This window comes from Alphaproteobacteria bacterium LSUCC0396, from assembly GCA_041228345.1.
In the GTDB taxonomy this organism is placed as follows: Bacteria; Pseudomonadota; Alphaproteobacteria; order Puniceispirillales; family Puniceispirillaceae; genus UBA3439.
On the sequence record CP166131.1, the window covers coordinates 81,971 to 102,895 of the forward strand.

Annotated in this window: 21 protein-coding genes; 15 read left to right on the top strand and 6 right to left on the bottom strand. The window is 51.6% G+C overall.

The genetic code is table 11. From position 1 onward, the window contains the following. Positions 1-4: 4 nt before the first annotated feature. On the bottom strand, positions 5-1,024 hold the full coding sequence (locus AB8881_00400; GenBank protein XDZ63389.1) for a threonine/serine dehydratase: 1,020 nt from the start codon (positions 1,022-1,024) through the stop codon (positions 5-7). A 273-nt stretch (positions 1,025-1,297) separates the two neighbouring features. Here AB8881_00400 and dapA point away from each other — a divergent pair, with 273 nt between their 5' ends. Together dapA and smpB are read left to right on the top strand one after the other, a co-directional pair. Beyond that, positions 1,298-2,200 carry a 4-hydroxy-tetrahydrodipicolinate synthase gene (dapA, locus tag AB8881_00405; protein ID XDZ63390.1) on the top strand — a complete coding sequence of 301 codons (903 nt, stop codon included), beginning with the start codon at positions 1,298-1,300 and terminating at the stop codon, positions 2,198-2,200. A 39-nt stretch (positions 2,201-2,239) separates the two neighbouring features. Beyond that, positions 2,240-2,710, top strand: a complete 471-nt coding sequence (gene smpB, locus AB8881_00410; protein ID XDZ63391.1) for an SsrA-binding protein SmpB — start codon at positions 2,240-2,242, stop codon at positions 2,708-2,710. Positions 2,711-2,725: 15 nt separating this feature from the next. Here the strand turns inward: smpB and AB8881_00415 are convergent, their stop codons facing one another. Then, a complete protein-coding gene (locus AB8881_00415) occupies positions 2,726-3,274 on the bottom strand; it encodes an NYN domain-containing protein (GenBank protein XDZ63392.1) in 549 nt (182 codons plus the stop codon). A gap of 259 nt (positions 3,275-3,533) precedes the next feature. Here AB8881_00415 and folK point away from each other — a divergent pair, with 259 nt between their 5' ends. The 11 genes from folK (at position 3,534) to parC (ending at position 14,076) form a co-directional block, all read left to right on the top strand. Beyond that, on the top strand, positions 3,534-4,037 hold the full coding sequence (folK, locus tag AB8881_00420; protein XDZ63393.1) for a 2-amino-4-hydroxy-6-hydroxymethyldihydropteridine diphosphokinase: 504 nt from the start codon (positions 3,534-3,536) through the stop codon (positions 4,035-4,037). Between the two features lie 196 nt (positions 4,038-4,233). Next, entirely contained in the window at positions 4,234-4,644 is a 411-nt protein-coding gene (gene rpoZ / locus AB8881_00425) for a DNA-directed RNA polymerase subunit omega (protein ID XDZ63394.1), read from the top strand. A 76-nt stretch (positions 4,645-4,720) separates the two neighbouring features. Further along, positions 4,721-6,865, top strand: a complete 2,145-nt coding sequence (locus AB8881_00430; GenBank protein ID XDZ63395.1) for a bifunctional (p)ppGpp synthetase/guanosine-3',5'-bis(diphosphate) 3'-pyrophosphohydrolase — start codon at positions 4,721-4,723, stop codon at positions 6,863-6,865. Between the two features lie 32 nt (positions 6,866-6,897). Beyond that, on the top strand, positions 6,898-7,530 hold the full coding sequence (locus AB8881_00435) for a DUF2062 domain-containing protein (protein ID XDZ63396.1): 633 nt from the start codon (positions 6,898-6,900) through the stop codon (positions 7,528-7,530). 38 nt (positions 7,531-7,568) lie between these two features. After that, on the top strand, positions 7,569-8,330 hold the full coding sequence (locus AB8881_00440) for a pyridoxine 5'-phosphate synthase (protein ID XDZ63397.1): 762 nt from the start codon (positions 7,569-7,571) through the stop codon (positions 8,328-8,330). Beyond that, positions 8,327-8,746: a holo-ACP synthase gene (gene acpS, locus AB8881_00445; GenBank protein XDZ63398.1), complete on the top strand. Its 420-nt coding sequence runs from the start codon at positions 8,327-8,329 to the stop codon at positions 8,744-8,746. The genes AB8881_00440 and acpS overlap by 4 nt, the downstream gene beginning before the upstream one ends. Further along, the gene (gene lepB, locus AB8881_00450; GenBank protein ID XDZ63399.1) at positions 8,739-9,473 is read left to right on the top strand and encodes a signal peptidase I; all 735 of its coding nucleotides are present in this window, start codon (positions 8,739-8,741) and stop codon (positions 9,471-9,473) included. The genes acpS and lepB overlap by 8 nt, the downstream gene beginning before the upstream one ends. Then, positions 9,473-10,153 (top strand): ribonuclease III, encoded by a 681-nt coding sequence (gene rnc, locus AB8881_00455; protein XDZ63400.1) that lies wholly within the window; start codon positions 9,473-9,475, stop codon positions 10,151-10,153. Before lepB ends, rnc begins: the two co-directional genes overlap by 1 nt. After that, complete coding sequence (gene era / locus AB8881_00460) at positions 10,150-11,100, top strand: GTPase Era (GenBank protein XDZ63401.1); 951 nt, start codon at positions 10,150-10,152, stop codon at positions 11,098-11,100. Before rnc ends, era begins: the two co-directional genes overlap by 4 nt. Continuing rightward, positions 11,093-11,833, top strand: coding sequence for a DNA repair protein RecO (gene recO, locus AB8881_00465; protein XDZ63402.1), 741 nt, complete (start codon positions 11,093-11,095; stop codon positions 11,831-11,833). The genes era and recO overlap by 8 nt, the downstream gene beginning before the upstream one ends. 20 nt (positions 11,834-11,853) lie before the next feature. Continuing rightward, positions 11,854-14,076, top strand: a complete 2,223-nt coding sequence (gene parC, locus AB8881_00470) for a DNA topoisomerase IV subunit A (GenBank protein ID XDZ63403.1) — start codon at positions 11,854-11,856, stop codon at positions 14,074-14,076. Positions 14,077-14,254: 178 nt separating this feature from the next. On the opposite strand, the gene AB8881_00475 is transcribed toward parC, so the two are convergent. The 4 genes from AB8881_00475 to hemB form a co-directional block, all read right to left on the bottom strand. Further along, entirely contained in the window at positions 14,255-15,073 is an 819-nt protein-coding gene (locus AB8881_00475) for a putative hydro-lyase (GenBank protein XDZ63404.1), read from the bottom strand. A gap of 29 nt (positions 15,074-15,102) precedes the next feature. After that, entirely contained in the window at positions 15,103-15,849 is a 747-nt protein-coding gene (locus AB8881_00480; protein XDZ63405.1) for an arginyltransferase, read from the bottom strand. Positions 15,850-15,914: 65 nt separating this feature from the next. Beyond that, entirely contained in the window at positions 15,915-17,132 is a 1,218-nt protein-coding gene (locus AB8881_00485; protein XDZ63406.1) for a threonine ammonia-lyase, read from the bottom strand. Positions 17,133-17,363: 231 nt separating this feature from the next. Then, entirely contained in the window at positions 17,364-18,359 is a 996-nt protein-coding gene (gene hemB / locus AB8881_00490) for a porphobilinogen synthase (GenBank protein ID XDZ63407.1), read from the bottom strand. A 64-nt stretch (positions 18,360-18,423) separates the two neighbouring features. Between hemB and AB8881_00495 the strand changes: the two genes are divergently transcribed. Beyond that, positions 18,424-19,485: an enoyl-CoA hydratase/isomerase family protein gene (locus AB8881_00495; GenBank protein ID XDZ63408.1), complete on the top strand. Its 1,062-nt coding sequence runs from the start codon at positions 18,424-18,426 to the stop codon at positions 19,483-19,485. Positions 19,486-19,589: 104 nt separating this feature from the next. Then, on the top strand, positions 19,590-20,906 hold the full coding sequence (proS, locus tag AB8881_00500; GenBank protein XDZ63409.1) for a proline--tRNA ligase: 1,317 nt from the start codon (positions 19,590-19,592) through the stop codon (positions 20,904-20,906). Positions 20,907-20,925: the final 19 nt, after the last annotated feature.

Sequence of the window (20,925 nt, forward strand, 5' to 3'; positions counted from 1 at the left end):
AAGTCTAGAAAAACGGTTTTGCGTCCAATGCGCGTTTAAACATATCGGCGTCGATATTACCGCCTGAAGCAACCGCAACAATTGTTTGTGCGTCTTTGGGAATTTGTGCAGTTAATGCCGCTGCAACCGCAACTGCGCCGCCCGGCTCAACAATAATTTTAAGGTGCTTGAACAATGTTGCAACGGTTTTAAGCACATGTTCATCACTAACAACGGCGCCGCCTGATAGATGTGTGCGGTTGATCGGAAAGGTTAACACGCCGGGTTCTGGCGTAACAATAGCGTCACAAATAGACGTTTTTTCGGTCTGAGCGCGTTGCCGCTCGCCGCTTTCCAGTGAGCGTTTCGTATCATCGTAAAATTCGGGCTCAGCGCACCAAATCTTTGTGTCGGGAAAATGCGCGTGAAGCGCGATACTAGTGCCGGCAATCAGGCCGCCACCGCCGCAACAGCATAACAACGCATCAGGCACAATTCCCATCGCAGCAGCTTGGCGGGCGATTTCCAGACCAACAGTGCCCTGACCGGCGATTACCCGCACATCATCATAGGGTTTAATAAGGTCAGCATTCAATTTCTGGCTGAGTGCAGCACCAATATCTTCGCGAGATTCTGAATAGCGATCATAGGTTACAACTTCGGCGCCATAGGCCTTGGTTCCCTCAATTTTTGTGGTTGGGGTATCGGCTGGCATGATAATGGTGGCATTGATACCGCGGGTTGTTACCGCGCGCGCGACGCCTTGAGCATGATTTCCGCTGGAAAAGGCAACAACGTGGCGAACCTCATCGCCAAGGCTCCAGACCGCATTTGTTGCGCCGCGTAGCTTAAATGATCCGGTATGCTGCAACGCCTCAGCCTTGATTAAAAGCCGAAAACCAAGGAAATCATTGAGCCGTGGTGACTCCAGCAATGGGGTTTTGAAAATATGGGGACGGATACGGTTTGCCGCAGCTTCGATGGTGGCAATATCAATCTGTAATGCGCCCTCAGGCGTTTGTGGCAGCAGGGGTGTTTGTGACATTGACGGACTTTCGAAATAAAAAAGTTTAGCCGAGTCAGACCCGACAACAGCAAAAGTTAGAGGCTTTCGTAAACCGCGTCAATTGAGGCAGATGACACGGCAATTTGCGCCGCCCGATAAAATTGTCATTGGGGTGCGTGCGCGGGAAGCTGATTAACATTTTGAACGGCATAATGATTATCGGCCCAGATGATTGATGACTTGTGTTTACCTGGCGGCATGCCTATTTTACCGGAACATGGAATTCGGCGTCACGCCGCAGGGAGAAGAACAATGTCACCAGCACCAACAAAAGCATTTTTTTCTGGATCTTGCACAGCCCTTGTCACGCCTTTTAAAGGCGGGCAGCTGGACAAGGACGCATTTTGCAAGCTGGTTGACTGGCAGATAGAAAATGGTACTGCAGGCCTGATCCCTGTTGGCACAACAGGCGAGTCGCCAACATTGTCGCATGAAGAGCATGATGTTGTTGTCGAACTATGTATCAAACAGGCGGCAGGCCGTGTGCCGGTAATCGCTGGGGCGGGATCGAACAGTACCGCCGAGGCTGTCAGGCTTGCACGGCATGGCGCGGCCGCTGGTGCTGACGCGGTGTTGATTGTCAGCCCCTATTATAACAAGCCAACGCAAGACGGGCTTTATCAGCATTTTTCTGCGGTCGCCAAGGCGGTAAGCGTGCCGGTGATTGTTTATGATATTCCCGGCCGGTCGATCGTTAAGGTTAATGACGAGACATTAGCGCGTCTGGCGGCAGATCATGCCAATATTAACGGAATTAAGGACGCAACTGCCGATGTTGGGCGTCCGACTCGCATCCGTAATCTGCTTGGCGCAGATTTTGCCCAATTATCGGGTGAAGACGCCACCGCATTGCCATATCTCGCAGCTGGCGGCCATGGCTGTATTTCGGTCACGGCAAATGTTGCGCCAAAGCTGCTTAGTAAAATGCACGCTGCGTGGGCAGCTGGCGATATTGCAACCGCCCAGAGCATCAATGAGCGTCTGATGCCGTTGCATGACGCGATGTTCTGTGAGGCAAGCCCGGGCCCTGTCAAATATGCGGCAGAATTGCTGGGGATTTGTTCAAGCGAAACCCGCTTGCCGCTTTGCGAAATTGCCCAAGACAGTAAAGCCCGTGTCGAGGCTGCTCTGCGCAGCGCTGGCCTGCTCAATTAACGGCATTGCTGTCAACTTGTCAGCGTGATTGGATCTATCATGGCCAAAGGCACAATCTCTACCGGACGAATTGCGGAAAACCGTAAGGCGCGGCATGAGTATCAGATTGAGGAAAAGGTCGAAGCTGGACTGATTTTACTCGGTAGCGAGGTCAAATCTTTACGCAATGGCCGTGCCAGCATCGCCGAATCTTATGCTGGCGAAGATCGGGGGCGGCTGGTGCTGTTCAACGCGAACATCCCGATTTATGAGCCTGCGCGTGTAAACCATGAGCCAAAACGCCCGCGCGAATTGCTGGTTAAGGTGCGTGAGCGCAACCGTATGCTGGGGCTAATCCGGCGCGAGGGCATGACGCTTGTCCCACTCGCAATGTATTTCAATGATCGCGGCGTTGCCAAAATTCAAATTGGTTTGGCAAAAGGGCGCAAAAAGCAGGATAAACGACAGGCCGACAAGGACCGGACATGGAATCGCGACAAGGCGCGCCTGTTGCGAACCCGAAATAACTAGCAAACTAATATTTGGCTAGGCCGATACCGCCTCATTTGCACGTGGTGGGCGCGCAATCTGGTCTCGAATATTATCCATTTCGATAAAAACATCGGCCATCCGCCGCAGGGAGTCAGCTGCCATTGGCGGCGATGTCTTGGTCGTCGAGACAACCGTAACCCGAACACCGATGCCTTGCACATCCTCAAGAAGCCGGCAGAAATCACCATCACCCGAAAACAGAATCGCATGGTCGATGTGCGGTGCCAGCTTTAGCATATCAAGCGCCAGTTCCATATCCATATTGCCCTTGGTACGCTTTTTACCGGTTTCAGGGTCAGTGAATTCACGGGTTAATTTGCTAACGACGGCAAACCCATTGTAATCAAGCCAGTCAATCAACGGTCTTAATGGCGAGAATTCCTGATCTTCGGGCAGGGCGGTGTAATAATAGGCCCTGATCAGATTGGCATCTTGGCTAAAATACTGGTGCAGTCTAGCGTAATCGATGTCCATGTTCAGTAATCGTGTTGCGGCATAAAAGTTTGAGCCATCAATAAAAAGTGCGGTTTTTTCAAAGTTCATTTGTGCATTCCATAGGTCAATAAATTACAAATTCATACTAAACTATAAGCCTTGTATCGAACCGCACCGCTTGGGATTTTTCAAGTAAAAAGCTCGTAAAATAGGGGTTTTTGCACTTTTTATGCTTAGGTTTTCACCAAATTCTGTTTTTGTGATATCCGGCATTTGGTGGCTGATCAGCGTGGTGATTTGTGCTAATCACGAGGGACCAAACACCCCGGTTACCGGCGCGTTTAAAAAGATTGTGTAAGGATAAGGGATGATATCGCGGCTATTTATCGGTTTGGGGGCAAATCTGACGCCAGAGGGATATGACAGTCCGCGCGATGGTTGTGTTGCAGCCGTTGCCGCGCTTGCAGGTGAAGGGGTGCGGATTGCGGCGATATCAAATTGGTACGAGTCAGCGCCCGTACCAATGTCTGATCAGCCTTGGTATCTGAATGCTGTTGCTGCTGCGGAAACCGAACTTGACGCAGCGCATACGCTGGCGGCGCTTCATCGGATCGAGCGCCGGTTTGGTCGGGTGCGCGGTGTGCTGCGCAACGCGGCGCGGGTGCTAGACCTCGATTTACTCGATTTTGCCGGGTTTGTGCATGAAAGTGAGGTGTTATCACTGCCGCATCCAAGACTTCATGAGCGTGCTTTTGTGTTACTGCCGTTAAATGAGTTATGTCCCGACTGGGTGCATCCTGTTACCGGCATCACCATCGCGGCATTAATCAAAAATATTCCTGCCGAGCAACAAATCAGGCTTGCTGATTAATCGTCCACCGGTTGAGTGTTGTAAATGCCGCTTTTTGCTTGTTCAGATTGCAAATTTGCGCTAAACCCCGACTATATTTTACCGAATTTAGGGGATGAGTGGCGTATCCGGCATGACATGTCAGGCTGGGCTCCGGCCAAACTGGTGTGTTGCAATTAGGTTCCACCATTTTTCCCCCACCATTGAGGAGACAACCATGGCACGCGTCACCGTTGAAGACTGTATCGAGAAAATCCCCAATCGGTTTGACCTTGTATTGACTGCTGGGCAGCGTGCACGTGGCATCTTGAAAGGCGATTTGCCGACCATTGATCGTGATAACGATAAGAACCCGGTGATTGCGCTTCGTGAAATCGCCGCGGAAACGGTTGACCTTGGGGTGCTTGGGGAAGGCTTGATCAAAAAGCTGCAGCGCGTCGCCATTCGTCAAGAACAGGAAACCCGCGATGACGCGGCGATCGCGGCCGAAGTTGATTTGTCGGAAATGATTGGTGATTACAGCGACGATGATGGCGAAAACAGCGGCATGCAGATTGCCAGTGCTGAAGAATTAGAGCCATCCGGCTTTGAAGATGTTGACCTGTCTGAAATGCAGGGTGAAGATTAAGCCGAGGGCCAGCGCGACACGATATCCTTTTTGAGGGGTCTGCCGGCTGGAAAAGGCTAATCGGCTTGGCAGCAACATGATTGAAGCAGCGGACGATCTTTATAAAAAGATAAAAGCTTATGATCCGTCGGTTGACGGAGAAAAGCTGCATCGCGCCTTTGTCTTTGGTATGGAGGCGCATGAAGGCCAAACACGCGCGTCTGGTGAGCCTTATTACACCCATCCTATTGCGGTTGCGAATATTTTGGTGGATATGCACCTTGACCTTGATACGGTCATTACCGCGTTGTTGCATGATACTGTTGAAGATTGTGATGTGACGCTCGACACGCTTGGCGATGCGTTTGGTCCAAGTGTTGCCCAGCTGGTTGATGGGGTAACAAAACTAAGCCGGATTGGCCTGCAAACCGGACAAAATAATATGCAGGCCGAGAATTTTCGAAAACTATTGCTGGCAATGAGTGAAGATGTTCGGGTGCTGCTGGTCAAACTGGCTGACCGCACGCATAATATGGCGACCATCTGGCATATCTCAAAATCGGAAAAACGCGCGCGTATCGCCCGTGAGACATTGGAAATTTATGCGCCGCTGGCAGAACGGATTGGCGTCACGAACCTCCAGCAATCGCTGGAAAACGCTGCGTTCGGTGTATTACATGAAGAAATGGCGGAAACCATCACGGCGCGACTTGATTATATGGTGCAGGAATCGGAAATCGTAATTCCGATGATTAGCGTTGAATTACAAGATGTTGTGGAACGCGGTGGCGTTGAATGCAGCGTCGGTGGTCGGTTAAAATCGGCCTATTCGATCTGGCGCAAAATGCAGCGCAAAAAAGTCACGATGGATCAGCTTTCGGACATTATGGCCTTTCGGGTTTTGGTGCCGAGTACGGAAGATTGCTATCGTGCGCTTGGCAGTATTCACGCGGCCTATCCCAATGTCATGGGGCGGTTTAAGGATTATATTTCTACGCCAAAGCGCAATGGCTATCAATCGCTTCATACAGGCGTTATTGGGCCAGAGAATCACAAAATCGAAATTCAGGTGCGTACCCCTGAAATGCATAAGATCGCCGAGTATGGTGTGGCGGCGCATTGGAATTATAAAGATCCCGCATCTGATAAAAATGTCCGTAAATTTGGATGGATACAAGAATTAGTTGGTATTCTAGATGAAGAAGCGGGTGCCGAAGAATTCCTTGAACATACGAAAATGGATTTGTATCACGATCAGGTTTTTTGCTTTACCCCGCGTGGTGACCTTATTGCGTTGCCCAAAGGCGCGACGGCGGTCGATTTCGCTTATGCGGTTCATTCCAAAGTCGGACAGAAATGCTGCGGTGTCCGCATTAACGGGAAAAACCGCCAACTGGCGACTGAACTGGAAAATGGTGATCAGGTCGACATCATTACGAAAGCCACGGCACACCCGCTTGCGGAATGGGAAAATTTTGTCAAAACCGGCCGGGCTAAGTCGGGAATCCGGCGTGCGGTGCGGGCTGAACGCGCGGTTGAGTTCAGCCGGGTTGGAAAATCAATTTTACAAAAAGCATTCGTCGAGGTGAATAAACCGCTAAAAAAACGGGCCTTGGACAAGATTCCAGAGATTTTTGGCGTGCAGAAGCCTGAAGATTTATTTGCGCTGGTTGGCGAGGGGCGTATGCAGCCCGAACTGGTGATTGAAAAAATGTTTCCCGATCTTGCAAAAAGCAAAAAGCGGGTTCGGCCAACCGGCGAAACCAATCGTGACCAGGCTAAATCAGGCACACCAATGTTAAAGATACAAGGTGGTAATTCGGGAATTGCCATAACCATGGCGCGTTGTTGTCACCCGCTGCCGGGTGAGGATATTGTAGGGATTTTTACCACTGGAAAAGGGGTGACGGTGCATCGCGCCGATTGCGGCACCCTCGTTGATTTCAGCGATATGCCTGAATTATGGATGGATGTCGGTTGGGAACACGAAGGGCCAAAGCGTGTCATGGGGCGGTTGAATACGGTGCTGTCAAACGAGCCGGGCGCACTGGCTGCCGTGGCCACGATTATTGGTCAGCAAGGCGGCAATATCTCGAATATTCACCTGACTGATCGAAGTGCAGATTTTTTTAGTTTTCAGCTTGACCTTGAGGTGAAGGATGTTGAACACATGCGCAGCGTCATTGCCGCACTTCAGGCGAACAATTTCGTGGAACGTGTTGAGCGTACAAGCAATGTCTAGGCTTGGGCTTGTTGTTATAATGGATAGTTAGAATGTTTCGCCGCCGTAAACCCTTGAGTATGCTTAGCCAGTTGCGCGCATTTATTTGGCCGGAACGCGGTTTTCGCCGCCTGTTTTCATACCTTTTTCAACGAATTATTCGGCTGCCCGGGTCGCCGGCGTCTATCGCAAGTGGCTTTGCCGCAGGCGTTGCAGCGTCATTTACGCCGTTCCTTGGACTTCATTTTATCGTTGCAGCGGCGTTGGCGATGCTGTTTCGGGGCAATGTTCTGGCCTCTGCGATTGGTACTTTTTTTGGCAATCCATGGACATTTATTTTCATTTGGCTGGCCGATTACAAGGTCGGTCTTGCTATCATCCACAGCCTTGGTTATGGCGCTGGTCTTCATGTTTTATCAATTGACGAGGTGATTGGTATTATGAACAGTGCGTGGCAGTTCGTGTCATTTTCTGGAACAATGAGCTGGGCTGAAATGTCGCTTGACCTAGAACAGGTTTTCATGCCGCTACTAATTGGTGGTACGGTGCTTGGCGCAGTCGCCGGGGTTGTTTCCTTTTTGATAACCCTATGGGCGGTAAAGGGCTGGCGGCTGCATCGTGCAAGACGGCTGGAAAAAGCCGCAGCACGAGCCGCGTTGACGAGAAAAGACAATGCTGCCCGTTAGCGGGAATGAGGCATTTAACGGTGAATGACGAGGGTGTTTTGCAACATCAATTTAAACCATTACGCCTTGGCGTGAATATCGACCATGTCGCAACCTTGCGGAATGCGCGTGGCGGTGTGCATCCAGATCCAGTTGCCGCAGCGTTACTTGCAATCAAGGCCGGGGCCGACGGCATCACAGCGCATCTTCGCGAAGATCGGCGGCATATTAGTGATGATGATATTGCCGCGATCCGGCAGGCCATTGACGCGCCGCTGAATTTTGAAATGGCGGCAACTGCCGAGATGGTTGCAATCGCCCTCAAAACCAAGCCGAATGCTGCCTGCATAGTTCCAGAAAGACGCGAAGAGGTAACAACAGAGGGCGGGCTTGCCGTTGTTGGGCATGAAGATAGGCTAGCTGACATGCTTGGCCCGCTAAAGCAAGCTGGTATTCGTTTGTCGTTATTTATTGAGGCCAATCCAGCTGTTATTGATGCGGCCAAGGCAATTGGTGCTGATATTGTCGAGCTTCATACCGGGCGTTATTGTCATGATGCCCAAGGTCGCACCGGCGAGTTAATGCGGATCAAGCAGGCGGCACGGCATAGCGCAAGCCTCGGCATTGAAACGCATGCCGGACATGGGCTTGGATTTGATACGGTTGGCGCAATAGCGGCGATTGCGGAAATGGAAGAACTTAATATTGGTCATTTTCTAATCGGTGAGAGCGTTTTTTGCGGTCTTGAGGCCGCGATTGCCAAAATGCGTCACCTGATGGATGCCGCGCGTGCAGACGCGCAAAAGCGGATGATTACATGATCCTTGGCATTGGCACTGATCTTGTCGATAGTCGCCGAATTCAAGCGGCAATGAACCAGTATCCCGATAAATTTGTAAAACGGGTATTTACCGATGCCGAGATAAACGCCGCTGAAAAGACCGGTAATCCGGCCGGTTATCTGGCCAAACGCTTTGCCGTGAAAGAAGCGGTTTATAAGGCGTTGAGCGCGTCTGGAGTGGCGGGATGTGGCTGGCGTGAGGCGGAAACTCTATCCGCATCGTCAGGTGCGCCGATCGTGAATTTGACCGGACGCTGTAAAACGGCGCTTGAGACAATGACGCCGGATGGGTATAACGCCAATCTGGCCGTGTCACTTAGCGACGAGCCACCCTATGCCTTGGCATTTATCGTGATTAGCGCCGTACCGGCTGAATGGATCAAATCAAATGAGTAAAAAACGTCAGGAAAGCAAATTTGAGCTTATCAAAACCGTATTTTTTGCTGGTCTCATAGCGCTAGGGTTCCGGTCGTTTCTTTTTGAGCCATTTAATATTCCGTCAGGGTCGATGGTGCCAACATTGCTTGTGGGCGATTACCTGTTTGTCTCAAAATTTTCATATGGATATTCGCGCTACTCGTTTCCGTTTGGTATCGCACCGTTTGACGGGCGTGTTTTCGAGGATACGCCAGAGCGCGGTGACGTTGCTGTGTTCCGCCAGCCAACCGATCCCGATGTTGTTTTTATCAAGCGGATTGTTGGCTTGCCCGGCGACCGGGTTCAGGTTCGTGACGGGGTGCTGCATATCAATGATGTTGCCGTTAAGCGGACATATTTGGGGCAGGCGACAGCTGGTAACGGCTTTGCGGTGATGAATTTCAAGGTTTATGAGGAAACCCTGCCGAACGGATCGCGCCACTTGATCCAAGAGCGTTCGGACGAGGACTATTATGACAATACGCCGGTTTTTGAGGTTCCTAAGCGACATTATTTCATGATGGGTGATAATCGGGATAATTCACGTGATAGCCGCACAACCGCAGTTGGTATGGTGCCAGAAACAAATCTGGTGGGCCGGGCAGACCGTCTGTTTTTCAGCCATAATGGCAATGCGCGGATCTGGGAATTCTGGAAATGGCCATTCGCAATCCGCTATGGCCGCATTGGAGATGGCATTATTTAATGAGTGCGGACCCGCTGGAAAAGCTTGAACAGGCCATCGGCCATCAGTTTACTGACCGAAAAATTCTGCACGAAGCGTTGAGCCATTCAAGCTGTACCGAATCTTCACAAAGCTATGAGCGGTTGGAATTTCTGGGTGACCGCGTTTTGGGGCTGTTGTTAGCGGATCATTTCTTTGCCGAGTTTCCTGACGATGATGAGGGTGCATTGTCATTGCGGCTGCATGGTGAGGCGCGCATGTCGACCTTGGCAGAAATAGCCAAAACCTTGCATCTTGCCGATTATATCAAATCTCAAAACGGGTTTGATATTGCGCAGAATGACGGAGTGCTGGCAGATGTTGTCGAAAGTTTAATGGCGGCAATCTATCTTGATGCGGGGTTGTTGCCGGCACGCGCCTTTTTGAACAGGCATTGGCCGCTAAACACTGCCGCTGATGCGCGCAATGAAAAAGACGCCAAATCCAGTTTACAGGAATGGAGCCTGCAACGCGGCCATGGCTTGCCCGTCTATCGGCAAGTGGCGAAATCTGGCCCTGATCATGCGCCAAAAATGACCTATGAGGTTAAAATAAAGGGGTATGACGCAGTCATTGCCACCGCCGGCAGCCGCAAAATCGCCGAACAAACCGCAGCAGCAGCCTTGCTGAAAAAGCTGCAAGAAAGGACTTCAGCTTTATGAGTGATCACAACGACGATACCGAAACCCCGGTAACAACAGGTTTGTCACCTATCGATACAAAGGCCGGTTTTGTTGCTTTGATTGGCGCACCGAACGCTGGAAAATCAACATTAATGAACGCCATGGTTGGCCATAAAGTGTCAATCGTAACACCCAAAGTGCAGACCACGCGAAGCCGCATTCGGGGCATTGCGATGCATAAAAATGTGCAAATGGTTTTTGTGGATACCCCCGGTATTTTCACCCCTAAGCGCCGGTTGGATCGGGCGATGGTGCAGGCGGCTTGGCAAGGTGCTGAGGATGGCGATGTTCTATTGCTTTTGCATGATTGTGCGCGACGTTTGATTGACGATGATACAAGCAATGTTCTGAACAAACTGGCCGCATCGGGGCGGCGGGCTTCGCTGGTTTTGAACAAGATTGATCTGGCACCGCAGGAGCGTTTATTGGAACGCGCTGACGAGATGTCAAAAATCTATGAGTTTGAGCGAATTTTCATGGTTTCGGCCGAAACCGGAAATGGCGTTAATGATTTGAAATCATGGCTGGCCAGCAAAATGCCAAGAAGTCCATTCCTATTTGATCCTGACGATTTATCGGATATGCCGCTGCGATTGCTGGCGGCTGAAACGCTGCGCGAAAAGCTGTTTTTGAATCTTCATCAAGAACTGCCCTATCAATTGACAGTGGAAACTGAAAGCTGGGAAGATCGCGACGATGGTAGTGTCGAGGTCCACCTGTCGATTTATGTCGCCCGTGAGGGGCATCGCGGCATCATCCTTGGCAAGGGCGGGCAGACCATGCGCCGCATTGGTACCGCCGCGCGCAAAGAGCTGGAACTGGCATTAGAACGACGGGTGCATCTGTTTTCACACGTTAAGTACCGAAAAGACTGGATGGATGACTCGGCTCGCTATAATTTGTGGGATCTAGATTATAATGCCTGATTGGCAGGCTGAGGCGATCATTCTTTCGGTTCGCCCCCATGGCGAAGGCAGCGCAATTTTATCAGTTTTGACGGCTGATTATGGCCGTCATGCCGGTCTGGTCCGCGGCGGCGCGTCAGCAAAGATGCGCGGCGTTATGCAGCCAGGAAACCGGGTGCGGATCAGCTGGCGGGCGCGGCTCAGCGAACAGCTTGGCCAGATGCAGGTTGAATTGATCCAATCAATACCAGCGTTATTACTGGATTCGCCCCTACGCCTATCTGGTGTTGCCTCAATGTGCGCATTGCTTGATGGCGCCTTGCCCGAGCGTGAGGCACAGCCGGGCCTCTATGAGGGAAGTGCGGCGCTGCTTGAGCTGATTGTTCTGGATGATGAAAACGCTGGCTGGATTGAAGGCTATGTGCGCTGGGAATTGGGGCTGCTAGCGGCGGTTGGTTACAGGCTTGATCTGGCCCGATGTGTCGCTAGCGGCCAAACGAATGATTTAGCCTATGTAAGCCCAAAATCAGGCGGTGCGGTGGCACGCTATCAGGCTGGCAGCTTTGCTAGCCGGATGCTGATGCTGCCAGCATTTCTTGGCGGCGTTGACTGCGGCAAGCATGACTGGATTGCCGGACTGGATCTGACTGGCCATTTTTTATCCAAGCGGGTTTTTGCTGCGCATAATTTAGACTTGCCAGCGCAACGTAAACGTCTAGCCGATATGGTTGATAGTCGTTATAACGGCAGGTAATGAAGTGATGAGGCCAATTTATGCGTGATGATGTTGAAATTCCCATTGGTGGGCGTATTGAACCAACCGCTTTTTCTGATGCCTTGTCAGAACGCTATCTTGCCTATGCGTTATCAACCATCACGTCGCGCTCGCTTCCCGATGTGCGTGACGGGTTAAAGCCGGTTCACCGCCGGCTGTTGTTTGCGATGCGCCAGCTAAAGCTGGATCCGGGTCAGGGATTTAAGAAATCGGCGCGTGTTGTCGGCGACGTGATGGGTAAATTCCACCCGCATGGTGATGCGGCGATTTATGACGCAATGGTGCGCTTGGCACAGGAATTTGCAATGCGCTATTGCCTTGTCGAAGGGCAGGGGAATTTTGGCAATATTGACGGCGATAACGCGGCGGCGATGCGGTATACCGAGGCGCGGATGACCGAAGTGGCGCGTCTGTTGCTTGATGGCATTGACGAAGATGCGGTCGATTTCCGGCCCACTTATGATGGTGAAGCTGAAGAGCCATGTTTGTTGCCGGCTGGCATTCCAAATTTGCTGGCGAATGGTGCGCAAGGCATTGCCGTTGGCATGGCAACATCAATTCCGCCACATAATATCATCGAACTTGCCGATGCCTCTTTGCATCTGATCAAACACCCCAATGCCTCGATTGAAACCTTGATGAATTATGTCAAAGGGCCTGATTTTCCGACCGGCGGGCTGTTGATCGAGCCCGAGGCATCAATCAAAGAAGCCTATTCAACGGGGCGAGGCGGTTTTCGGGTTCGGGCTAAATGGGAGGTTGAGACTGAAAAGGGGGGGGCATGGCAAATTGTCGTGACCGAAATCCCGTATCAGGTGCAGAAATCACGATTGATTGAGCGGCTTGCCGAAATGCTGCAAGCAAAACGCCTGCCCGTGCTGGCCGATATTCGTGATGAGTCGGCCGAGGATATTCGTATCGTGCTTGAGCCAAAATCGCGACGGCTTGAGGCTGAAGTGGTTATGGAAAGTCTGTTTAAACTTTCCGATCTGGAAGTACGGGTGCCGCTGAATTTGAACGTTCTCGATGCCAATGGCCGTCCAATTGTGATGGATTTGCGGATGGCATTAAACGCTTGGCTGGCGCACCGCCGGGTTGTGCTGCAACGCCGCTCGCACCACCGGCTTGCCAAAATCGCCAGCCGTCTTGAAGTGCTTGATGGTTATCTCATTGTCTTTTTGAATATTGACGAGGTGATTGCCATCATCCGTGAGGCAGATCATCCGCGTGACGAATTGATGCGCCGCTTTGGGCTGACCGAAAATCAGGCGAATGCAGTGTTGGATATGCGTCTGCGCTCGCTTCGCCGGCTTGAGGAAATGGCGCTACGATCTGAGCGTGATAAGCTGGCAGCTGAGCAGGCAGAGTTGAAAGAACTGCTTGGCGATGAGGAGAGGCAATGGTCATTTATTTCCATAGAAATCAAGGATATGAAAGCCACGTTTATTAAACAAGATAAGCGTAAAACTATCCTTGCAGACGCACCGAAAATTGATTTTGACCCAACTGAAATTCTGGTTGAACGCGAACCGATTACAGTGATTTGTTCGGCCAATGGCTGGATCAGGGCGATGCGCGGCCATCAGGATCTGGATAGTGATTTCAAATATAAGGAAGGCGATTCAGCAGGTCATGTGCTGCATGCCGAAACGACTGACAAAATCCTGCTATTTGCTGATAATGGCCGTTTCTACACGCTGTCAGGCGATAAATTACCGCGTGGACGCGGCTTTGGCGAGCCGGTTAGCCTAATGGTTGATCTGCCTGCCGATTGCGATATCGTTAAATTATTGCTTGCCGGTGACGGGAAAATGCTGGTTGCGGCCAGCACCGGTCATGGGCTTGTGGTCGATATGCAGGGCGCCTTGGCGCAAACGCGCAATGGCAAACAGGTTCTCAATCTTTCGGGAACTGCAAGGGCTGTCGCATGCGCGATTGTCGCGGGCGATACGGTTGCATCGGTTGGCGTTAACCGGAAATTGATTATTTTCGGCCTTGATGAGGTTCCTGAAATGGGACGCGGAAAAGGCGTTATTTTACAGAGATTTAAGGATGGTGGCCTTGCCGATATCACGGTTTTTGATCGGGCAAAGGGGCTGTCTTGGTTGGCAGGCGGCGGGCGTGTGCGCACCGAAACCGACCTATCGACTTGGCTGGCGCGCCGTGGTGGTGCTGGAAAATTGCCGCCAAACGGCTTTCCGCGTCCGGCAAAATTCACCTAGCATCCTTTTAGCGTGTTCGGGTGACGTGTTCGGGTGACGTGCTTGGGTGACGTGATTTGGGTGACGTGATTTGGGTGACGTGATTTGGGTGACGTGATTTGGCTGGATCAATTTTATTCGGGCAAAATTCACCAAGAAACGGGCCGGAAATATCCTGTTCCGCGGTAAAGCCCTTGTCTTACCGCGCCCCATTAACGATGGGGATTTCAGCATCTTCATCGATGTCGGTAATCAACATCTGACCCGGTTTGTGGGTGATTGATATTGGTGGTTTAGCGTTAAGAATGGCTACTTGCGGGGTCACACCGCACGCCCAGAAAACCGCAATCTCACCATCCCCAACCGGCGCAGCATGGCCCCAATCAGGGGCATTAAGATCGTCAATGCCAATCGCTGCTGGGCCACCCCAATGAACCGGCGCACCATGCGCCATCGGAAACGTTGCAGATATCGCGCGCACCATATCCAGCTTGTCTTGTGGGATTGCGCGCATGCTCACGACCATTGGACCTGAAAAGGGGCCAGCTTCAATCGTTTTGATGTTAGTTTTGAACATTGGCACGGTGCGATCATTGTCGATATGCCAAACCTTGATACCAGCGCGGATCAGCGCATGCTCAAAGGTAAATGAGCAGCCAAGCGCAAATCCGACCATGTGATCGTCCCAAAGCGCGGTAATATCACTGACTGTGTCATCAAGCACGCCGTGCCGATAAATATGGTAGGATGGCACGTCCGAGCGGATATCAATATCGGCACCAAGCGTTCGCATAAACGGTGATCCGGTATCCGTAACGCCAACAAGCGGGCACGGTTTTGGGTTGCGTTGGCAAAACCGCATGAAATCCAGCGCATAGGATTGATCAAGAATCACAAGATTGGCCTGCAAAAAGCCATTTGCGAGGCCGGATGTGTGATCGCAATAGGAACCTGATCTGATTTTAGCGCGAATTGTGGGTTGATCGACCTCGCGTAATTGTTCAAAAGACGTATCCACAATAATCTCCTAATGACCCAAGCCGCGGGTTAGGCCGACGAGGCGAGGGCGCCATCGGCGGCTTGCCAAAAACCCTCTTTGAAAATTTCGGCAGGGCCAAAACGCGCCTTATAGGCCATCTTGCGACTTTCGGCGACATAATAGCCAAGATAAAGCCATGCCAGCGACAAATCCTTGGCGATGTCCATCATGTCGGTCACCATAAAAGTGCCAAGCGAACGATCACTCTGCTCTGCATCAAAAAAACTGTAAACAGCGCTTAATCCATCAGATTGAAGATCGGCAAGCACCGCGCCAACCAGCATATCCGCGCTGTCATAATAACTGATCAACACTGTTTCGATCGGGCTGTTATTGATCATGCTCACAAAATCATGCTGATCCATGCGCGCCATTTGCCCATCATCATGCCGTTTTGTGACATAGGATTTAAACAGGCGGTAATGCGCGGTTGTCGGGTCTGGGCTTGATATGCGCCGTGTCAGATCACTGTTTTTCTTAATGATCCTAGCCATATTTCGGCTAGGGATAAATCTATTGACGTCAACGCGCCACGGCAAGCAGGCAGTGCATTGCGGGCAGGCCGGCCGGTAAACCCAGTTTTCCACACGCCGAAAGCCGGCGCGGGCCAGCCCATCATGACAATTAGGGTTTTCTGTAATATCAACCGCGATGCGCTGTTCAGTCTGACCCTCAATATAGGGGCAGTCACTGCGCATGCTCAGCCGCATGGAAAGCGGTATCTTGCGGTGTAACCGTTTATCCTGATCCATCATGCTAGAGTGCCCAAAAGGCCTATCGCAAATCAAGGTCAAACATCGAGATAAACAGTTAATTTTTGTTAGCTGGCGCTATCATCGAGCTGGCGAACCTGAAAATTGGCGGCGCGGAGTGCAGCAATTATTTCGTCAACATGGTCAGGCCCGCGGGTTTCGACAACGGCGTCAATCTTTGCCAGCTTTGCCGGTACATCAAAAAATAGCCTTTGATGATAGATCTCGACGATATTGCCGCCGCATTTGCCAATACTGGTTGAAATTGCCGCAAGCATTCCGGGCTCATCGGAAATATCAATCCGTAATCGCGCAATCCGGCCATCAACCGCCATATTTCGATTGAGAATTGATGCGAGCAGGCGGGGGTCAATATTGCCGCCGCAAATCACTGTGCCAATTTTTTTGCCAGCGAATAGGCCGGGATTGGCGTAAATTGCGGCGATACCAGCGGCACCAGCGCCTTCGGCGACAATGCGCTGTTGTTCAATAAGCGCGCCAACAGCCCATTCAAGGGCGCGTTCATTCACCAGCAGGATATCATCAACCAATGCGTCAACAACCGGCAGCGTGACCCCGCCGGGTTTCTTGACCGCGATGCCTTCGGCGAGGGTTTCCCCGCCGCAAGTGATGTCTTCGCCTGCAATGGCCAGTTTCATGCTGGGGTAAAGTTCGGTCTGGACGCCATAAATCTTTATATTCGGGCGCATATCGCGGGCAATGGTGGCAATGCCGCCAATCAAACCGCCGCCGCCTATCGGCACAACAAGAATATCCAAATCCGGCTGGTCGGTAAGCATTTCAAGACCGGCAGTGCCTTGCCCCATCATCACCAATTCATTGTCATAAGGGTGGATCAGCGTCAGACCATTGGCCTTTATCAATTCATTTACCGTACCTTCGCATTCATTCAGATTACGCCCCTCAAGCACAACCTTCGCCCCAAAGGCACGAGTGCGGGCAACCTTGGCAAAAGGCGTTTGCGCTGGCATGACAATGGTTGCGGGGATGCCCATATGTTCGGCGTGATAGGCAACCGCCTGTGCATGGTTGCCCGCCGACATGGCAATCACCCCGCGTCGGCGCTGTTCATCGGTTAGGCCAAGCATCGCATTTAACGCACCACGCGCTTTGAATGATGATGTGTGTTGCAGGCATTCCAGCTTTAAATAGAGATCACAGCCGAGATTGCGCGACAACATCGGGGCCTCGAGCATTGGTGTGCGAATAACCCGCCCGTTAAGTAGATCAGCCGTTCGCCGGATTTGATCAGCACTTACTGCCATTATCTGTTCCCCCTTATGGCAATCAGGCGCAAGAGACGATGATGATGGATTGTCTTTTTGTGCCCGTTAAGGATTTAATCCTATCAGCAACTATGGCTGATTGTCGTTACCTATCTCTGTCAAGCTGGCGGTGATTGCCTGATAACGACGGATAATAAACCGCGCTTGCCATCAATTGCGACCCTATCCCCATCTGGGCACGAAACCTTGAAAAAAAGCCAAAACCGGCGATTAACGCCGAATCATACTGGCAATTTCAGGCGCAAAATAGGTCAAGATGGCATCGGCACCAGCGCGTTTGAAACAAATCATTGCCTCGAAAATGGTGCGCTCACGATCGAGCCACCCTTTTTCAAAAGACGCGCAGAGCATCGAATATTCGCCCGATACCTGATAGGCAATACAAGGCACACCAAATTCAGCCTTGGCCCGCGCCAAAATATCGAGATAGGGCATTCCCGGTTTGACAATAACCATGTCAGCCCCCTCGGCCAGATCAAGCGCGATTTCATGCATCGCCTCATCACCATTTGCCGGATCCATCTGATAGGTCGATTTTCCCGCCTTGCCAAGCGATGCACCAGCCCGAACCGCGTCACGGAACGGCCCGTAAAATCCAGACGCATATTTCGCTGCATAGGCCATAATCTGCACATTCTGTTGGCCAGCTGCATCCAGCGCGGCGCGGATCTCGCCAACCCGCCCATCCATCATATCCGATGGGGCGATAATGTCACAGCCGGCATTGGCCTGATGGACTGCCTGCTCACATAGAACTGCGATGGTTTCATCATTCAGAATTTCGCCTTGATCCAGCAATCCGTCATGTCCGTGGGAGGTAAAGGGATCAAGCGCAACATCACATATGACACCAAGGTCAGGATAGGCAGACTTCACCGCCGCAACCGCACGGCAAACAAGGTTATGCCCATCACGCGCAAGGCTGCCGGCGTCATCCTTCAAGGCCGCATCAATAGATGGGAAAATAGCAATTGCCGGAATGGTTAGCTCAACCGCCTTGGCTGCCTGCTGTAAAAGCCGGTCAATCGAATATCTGAAAACACCGGGCATTGCCGCAACCGGTTCGGCCATATCGTGACCTTCGATGACAAAAAGTGGCCAGATCAGATCGGCTGTGTCTAGACGGTTTTCGGCAACAAGCCGGCGCGAAAATGCACGGTTACGATTGCGCCGCATCCTTGTGGATGGGTATTGACCTCTGATCATGGGCTGGTTATCCGTATCTGATCTAAAAACCAACTATTCATAACGATCTGGGAACGTTTCTGCAATGGCACAGACGCATATTCACAATGACGTTACCGGCGTTGCTGGCCTGATCACTCTTGATCGTCCAAAAGCACTAAACGCATTGACGGCAGAGATGGTAGCAGAGATCCGTGCAATTTTAATGGACTGGCGCAATGATCCGGCGATCGGCCATGTCGTGATTGCCAGCAGTGCAGCGCGTGCCTTTTGCGCGGGCGGCGATATCCGGCAAGCGCGTGATACCATTCTGGCCGGAAGTTTTGGTGAGGCAGACGCGTTTTTCCGGGGTGAGTATCTGGTTGATCTTGCAATCGCTGAATTTGGGAAACCCATTATTGCGCTTTGTGATGGGGTGGTGATGGGTGGTGGGGCAGGGCTTGCCCAGCATTGCACGCATATCATTATGACCGAGACCACACGCTTTGCGATGCCGGAAACCAGCATTGGTCTGTTCCCTGATGTCGGGGCCAGCCTGTTTCTTGGGCGTTGTCCCTTGCCGGTTGCACGGTTGCTTGGCATGACCGGATATATTATCCAAGGCGCCGATTGCATGATGCTGGGGCTGGCCACATCAATGCTGCCATCCGATCAGGTTGAAACCGTAAAAGCCGCTTTACTGGCCTGTGCAACGGCCGATATTGATGATGTGATTAGGCGTTTTGAGACCGATCCGGGCGTGCCAGCATTAAACCATCATATGCCGGTAATTAATCATATTTTTGCGGGTGATGTGACGCCGGAAGACATGCAGGAACGCGCCCTAGACCTTGCCCAATTGCGCCCAAATGACAAGCTAGTTCGCCATGTCAATGAGGCCTTTTACAGTCGATGTCCAGTGTCGATCAAGCTGTTTTGGCGTTTGTTGTATGAGGCTGATCGCATTACCAATGTGACCGAAGCGCTGTCGCTGGATTTTCACCTAGCGATGCGAATGATTCGGCGCCCTGACTATGTCGAGGGGGTGCGTGCTGTTCTCGTTGACCGCGATAACGCCCCAAAATGGTCGCCAGACAGCCTTCAACTAGTAGATAAGACGTTATTGGACGATCTTTTTAACGAAGACGGGTTGCCGCCCTTGTGTTAAAGGCAATCTCATCCTAATTTGGCGCTCTTAAAGCTGGGTTAGGGATTGCGGTTTAATTCAGCCAATAAATGATGAATGCGCCATCTTCTATAGAAGGAAAACAGATGCGTTTAAGCCAGTATTTTCTACCTGTTTTAAAAGAAACCCCGAAAGAGGCTCAGATCGCCTCGCATCGCCTGATGCTTCGCGCGGGGATGATCCAGCAATCTAGTGCTGGTATCTATTCATGGCTGCCGCTTGGCAAGCGGGTTCTGGATAAGATCGCCACTATTGTTCGTGAAGAGCAGGATCGCGCTGGGGCGCTTGAAATTTTGATGCCCACGCTGCAACCGGCAGAAATCTGGCAGGAGTCCGGTCGCTATGACGATTATGGTGCAGAGATGCTGCGCATCAAAGACCGGCACGACCGTGATATGCTTTATGGGCCAACCAATGAAGAACAGGTTACCGATATTTTTCGCTCGCACGTCCGCAGCTATAAGGCGTTGCCGCTGAACCTCTATCATATTCAGTGGAAGTTTCGTGATGAGGTGCGGCCACGTTTCGGCATTATGCGGGGACGTGAATTTCTGATGAAAGATGCCTATTCGTTTGATCTGGATGGTGAGGCCGCACGCATCGCCTATAATAAAATGTTTGTCTCATACCTGAAAACCTTTGCGCGGATGGGGCTGACGGCAATCCCGATGGAGGCAGATACTGGTCCGATCGGCGGTGATATGAGCCATGAATTTATCATTTTGGCCGAGACCGGCGAGAGCGGTGTTTATTTTCACAAAGACTGGCTGAAAACCGACCTTCTGGCCGATATTGACTATGATGCTGATTTACAGCCGTTTGTTGATAGGTTTACATCAATCTATGCGCGTGCAGATGAAAAGCATGACCCCGCCAATTGTCCGGTTGCCGATGATGATCTTATGACCATGCGCGGTATTGAAATTGGTCATATATTCTATTTTGGTACAAAATATTCAGCGGCCATGAGGGCTACGGTCAGCGGTCCTGATGGCAAGAATGTGCCGGTGCATATGGGGTCGTACGGCATTGGCGTCTCTCGCCTCGTTGGCGGTATTATCGAGGCTAGCCACGATGATAAGGGTATTATCTGGCCGGATTCGGTGGCGCCATTCGGTGTTGCGGTGGTCAATCTAAAGCCGGGGGATGCCATTTGTGATGCAACGTGCCAGTCATTATATGATGCGCTGGCGGCAGCGGGGCATGATCCGCTTCTTGACGATCGTGACGAAAGACCGGGCGCAAAGCTCGCGGCGATGGATTTGATTGGTATACCGTGGCAGATTGTTGTTGGGCCGCGCGGAATGGAAAATGGCGTGGTCGAGGTAAAGCGGCGTAAATCGGGTGAAACTAGCGAAGTTTCGCCAGAGTCGGCACTAACGATGGTAGGCACGAAAACATAAGGTTTCTGGCAGTTCAGGC

Bases quoted from the DNA above. Each gene is read 5' to 3' on its own strand.
- rpoZ (XDZ63394.1), top strand. From the start codon at position 4,234: ATGGCACGCGTCACCGTTGAAGACTGTATCGAGAAAATCCCCAATCGG.
- AB8881_00435 (XDZ63396.1), top strand. From the start codon at position 6,898: ATGTTTCGCCGCCGTAAACCCTTGAGTATGCTTAGCCAGTTGCGCGCA.
- parC (XDZ63403.1), top strand. From the start codon at position 11,854: ATGCGTGATGATGTTGAAATTCCCATTGGTGGGCGTATTGAACCAACC.
- folK (XDZ63393.1), top strand. From the start codon at position 3,534: ATGATATCGCGGCTATTTATCGGTTTGGGGGCAAATCTGACGCCAGAG.
- AB8881_00415 (XDZ63392.1), bottom strand. From the start codon at position 3,274: ATGAACTTTGAAAAAACCGCACTTTTTATTGATGGCTCAAACTTTTAT.
- recO (XDZ63402.1), top strand. From the start codon at position 11,093: ATGCCTGATTGGCAGGCTGAGGCGATCATTCTTTCGGTTCGCCCCCAT.
- lepB (XDZ63399.1), top strand. From the start codon at position 8,739: ATGAGTAAAAAACGTCAGGAAAGCAAATTTGAGCTTATCAAAACCGTA.
- dapA (XDZ63390.1), top strand. From the start codon at position 1,298: ATGTCACCAGCACCAACAAAAGCATTTTTTTCTGGATCTTGCACAGCC.
- AB8881_00480 (XDZ63405.1), bottom strand. From the start codon at position 15,849: ATGATGGATCAGGATAAACGGTTACACCGCAAGATACCGCTTTCCATG.
- AB8881_00495 (XDZ63408.1), top strand. From the start codon at position 18,424: ATGGCACAGACGCATATTCACAATGACGTTACCGGCGTTGCTGGCCTG.
- smpB (XDZ63391.1), top strand. From the start codon at position 2,240: ATGGCCAAAGGCACAATCTCTACCGGACGAATTGCGGAAAACCGTAAG.
- rnc (XDZ63400.1), top strand. From the start codon at position 9,473: ATGAGTGCGGACCCGCTGGAAAAGCTTGAACAGGCCATCGGCCATCAG.
- AB8881_00430 (XDZ63395.1), top strand. From the start codon at position 4,721: ATGATTGAAGCAGCGGACGATCTTTATAAAAAGATAAAAGCTTATGAT.
- acpS (XDZ63398.1), top strand. From the start codon at position 8,327: ATGATCCTTGGCATTGGCACTGATCTTGTCGATAGTCGCCGAATTCAA.
- AB8881_00485 (XDZ63406.1), bottom strand. From the start codon at position 17,132: ATGGCAGTAAGTGCTGATCAAATCCGGCGAACGGCTGATCTACTTAAC.
- AB8881_00400 (XDZ63389.1), bottom strand. From the start codon at position 1,024: ATGTCACAAACACCCCTGCTGCCACAAACGCCTGAGGGCGCATTACAG.
- proS (XDZ63409.1), top strand. From the start codon at position 19,590: ATGCGTTTAAGCCAGTATTTTCTACCTGTTTTAAAAGAAACCCCGAAA.
- hemB (XDZ63407.1), bottom strand. From the start codon at position 18,359: ATGATCAGAGGTCAATACCCATCCACAAGGATGCGGCGCAATCGTAAC.
- era (XDZ63401.1), top strand. From the start codon at position 10,150: ATGAGTGATCACAACGACGATACCGAAACCCCGGTAACAACAGGTTTG.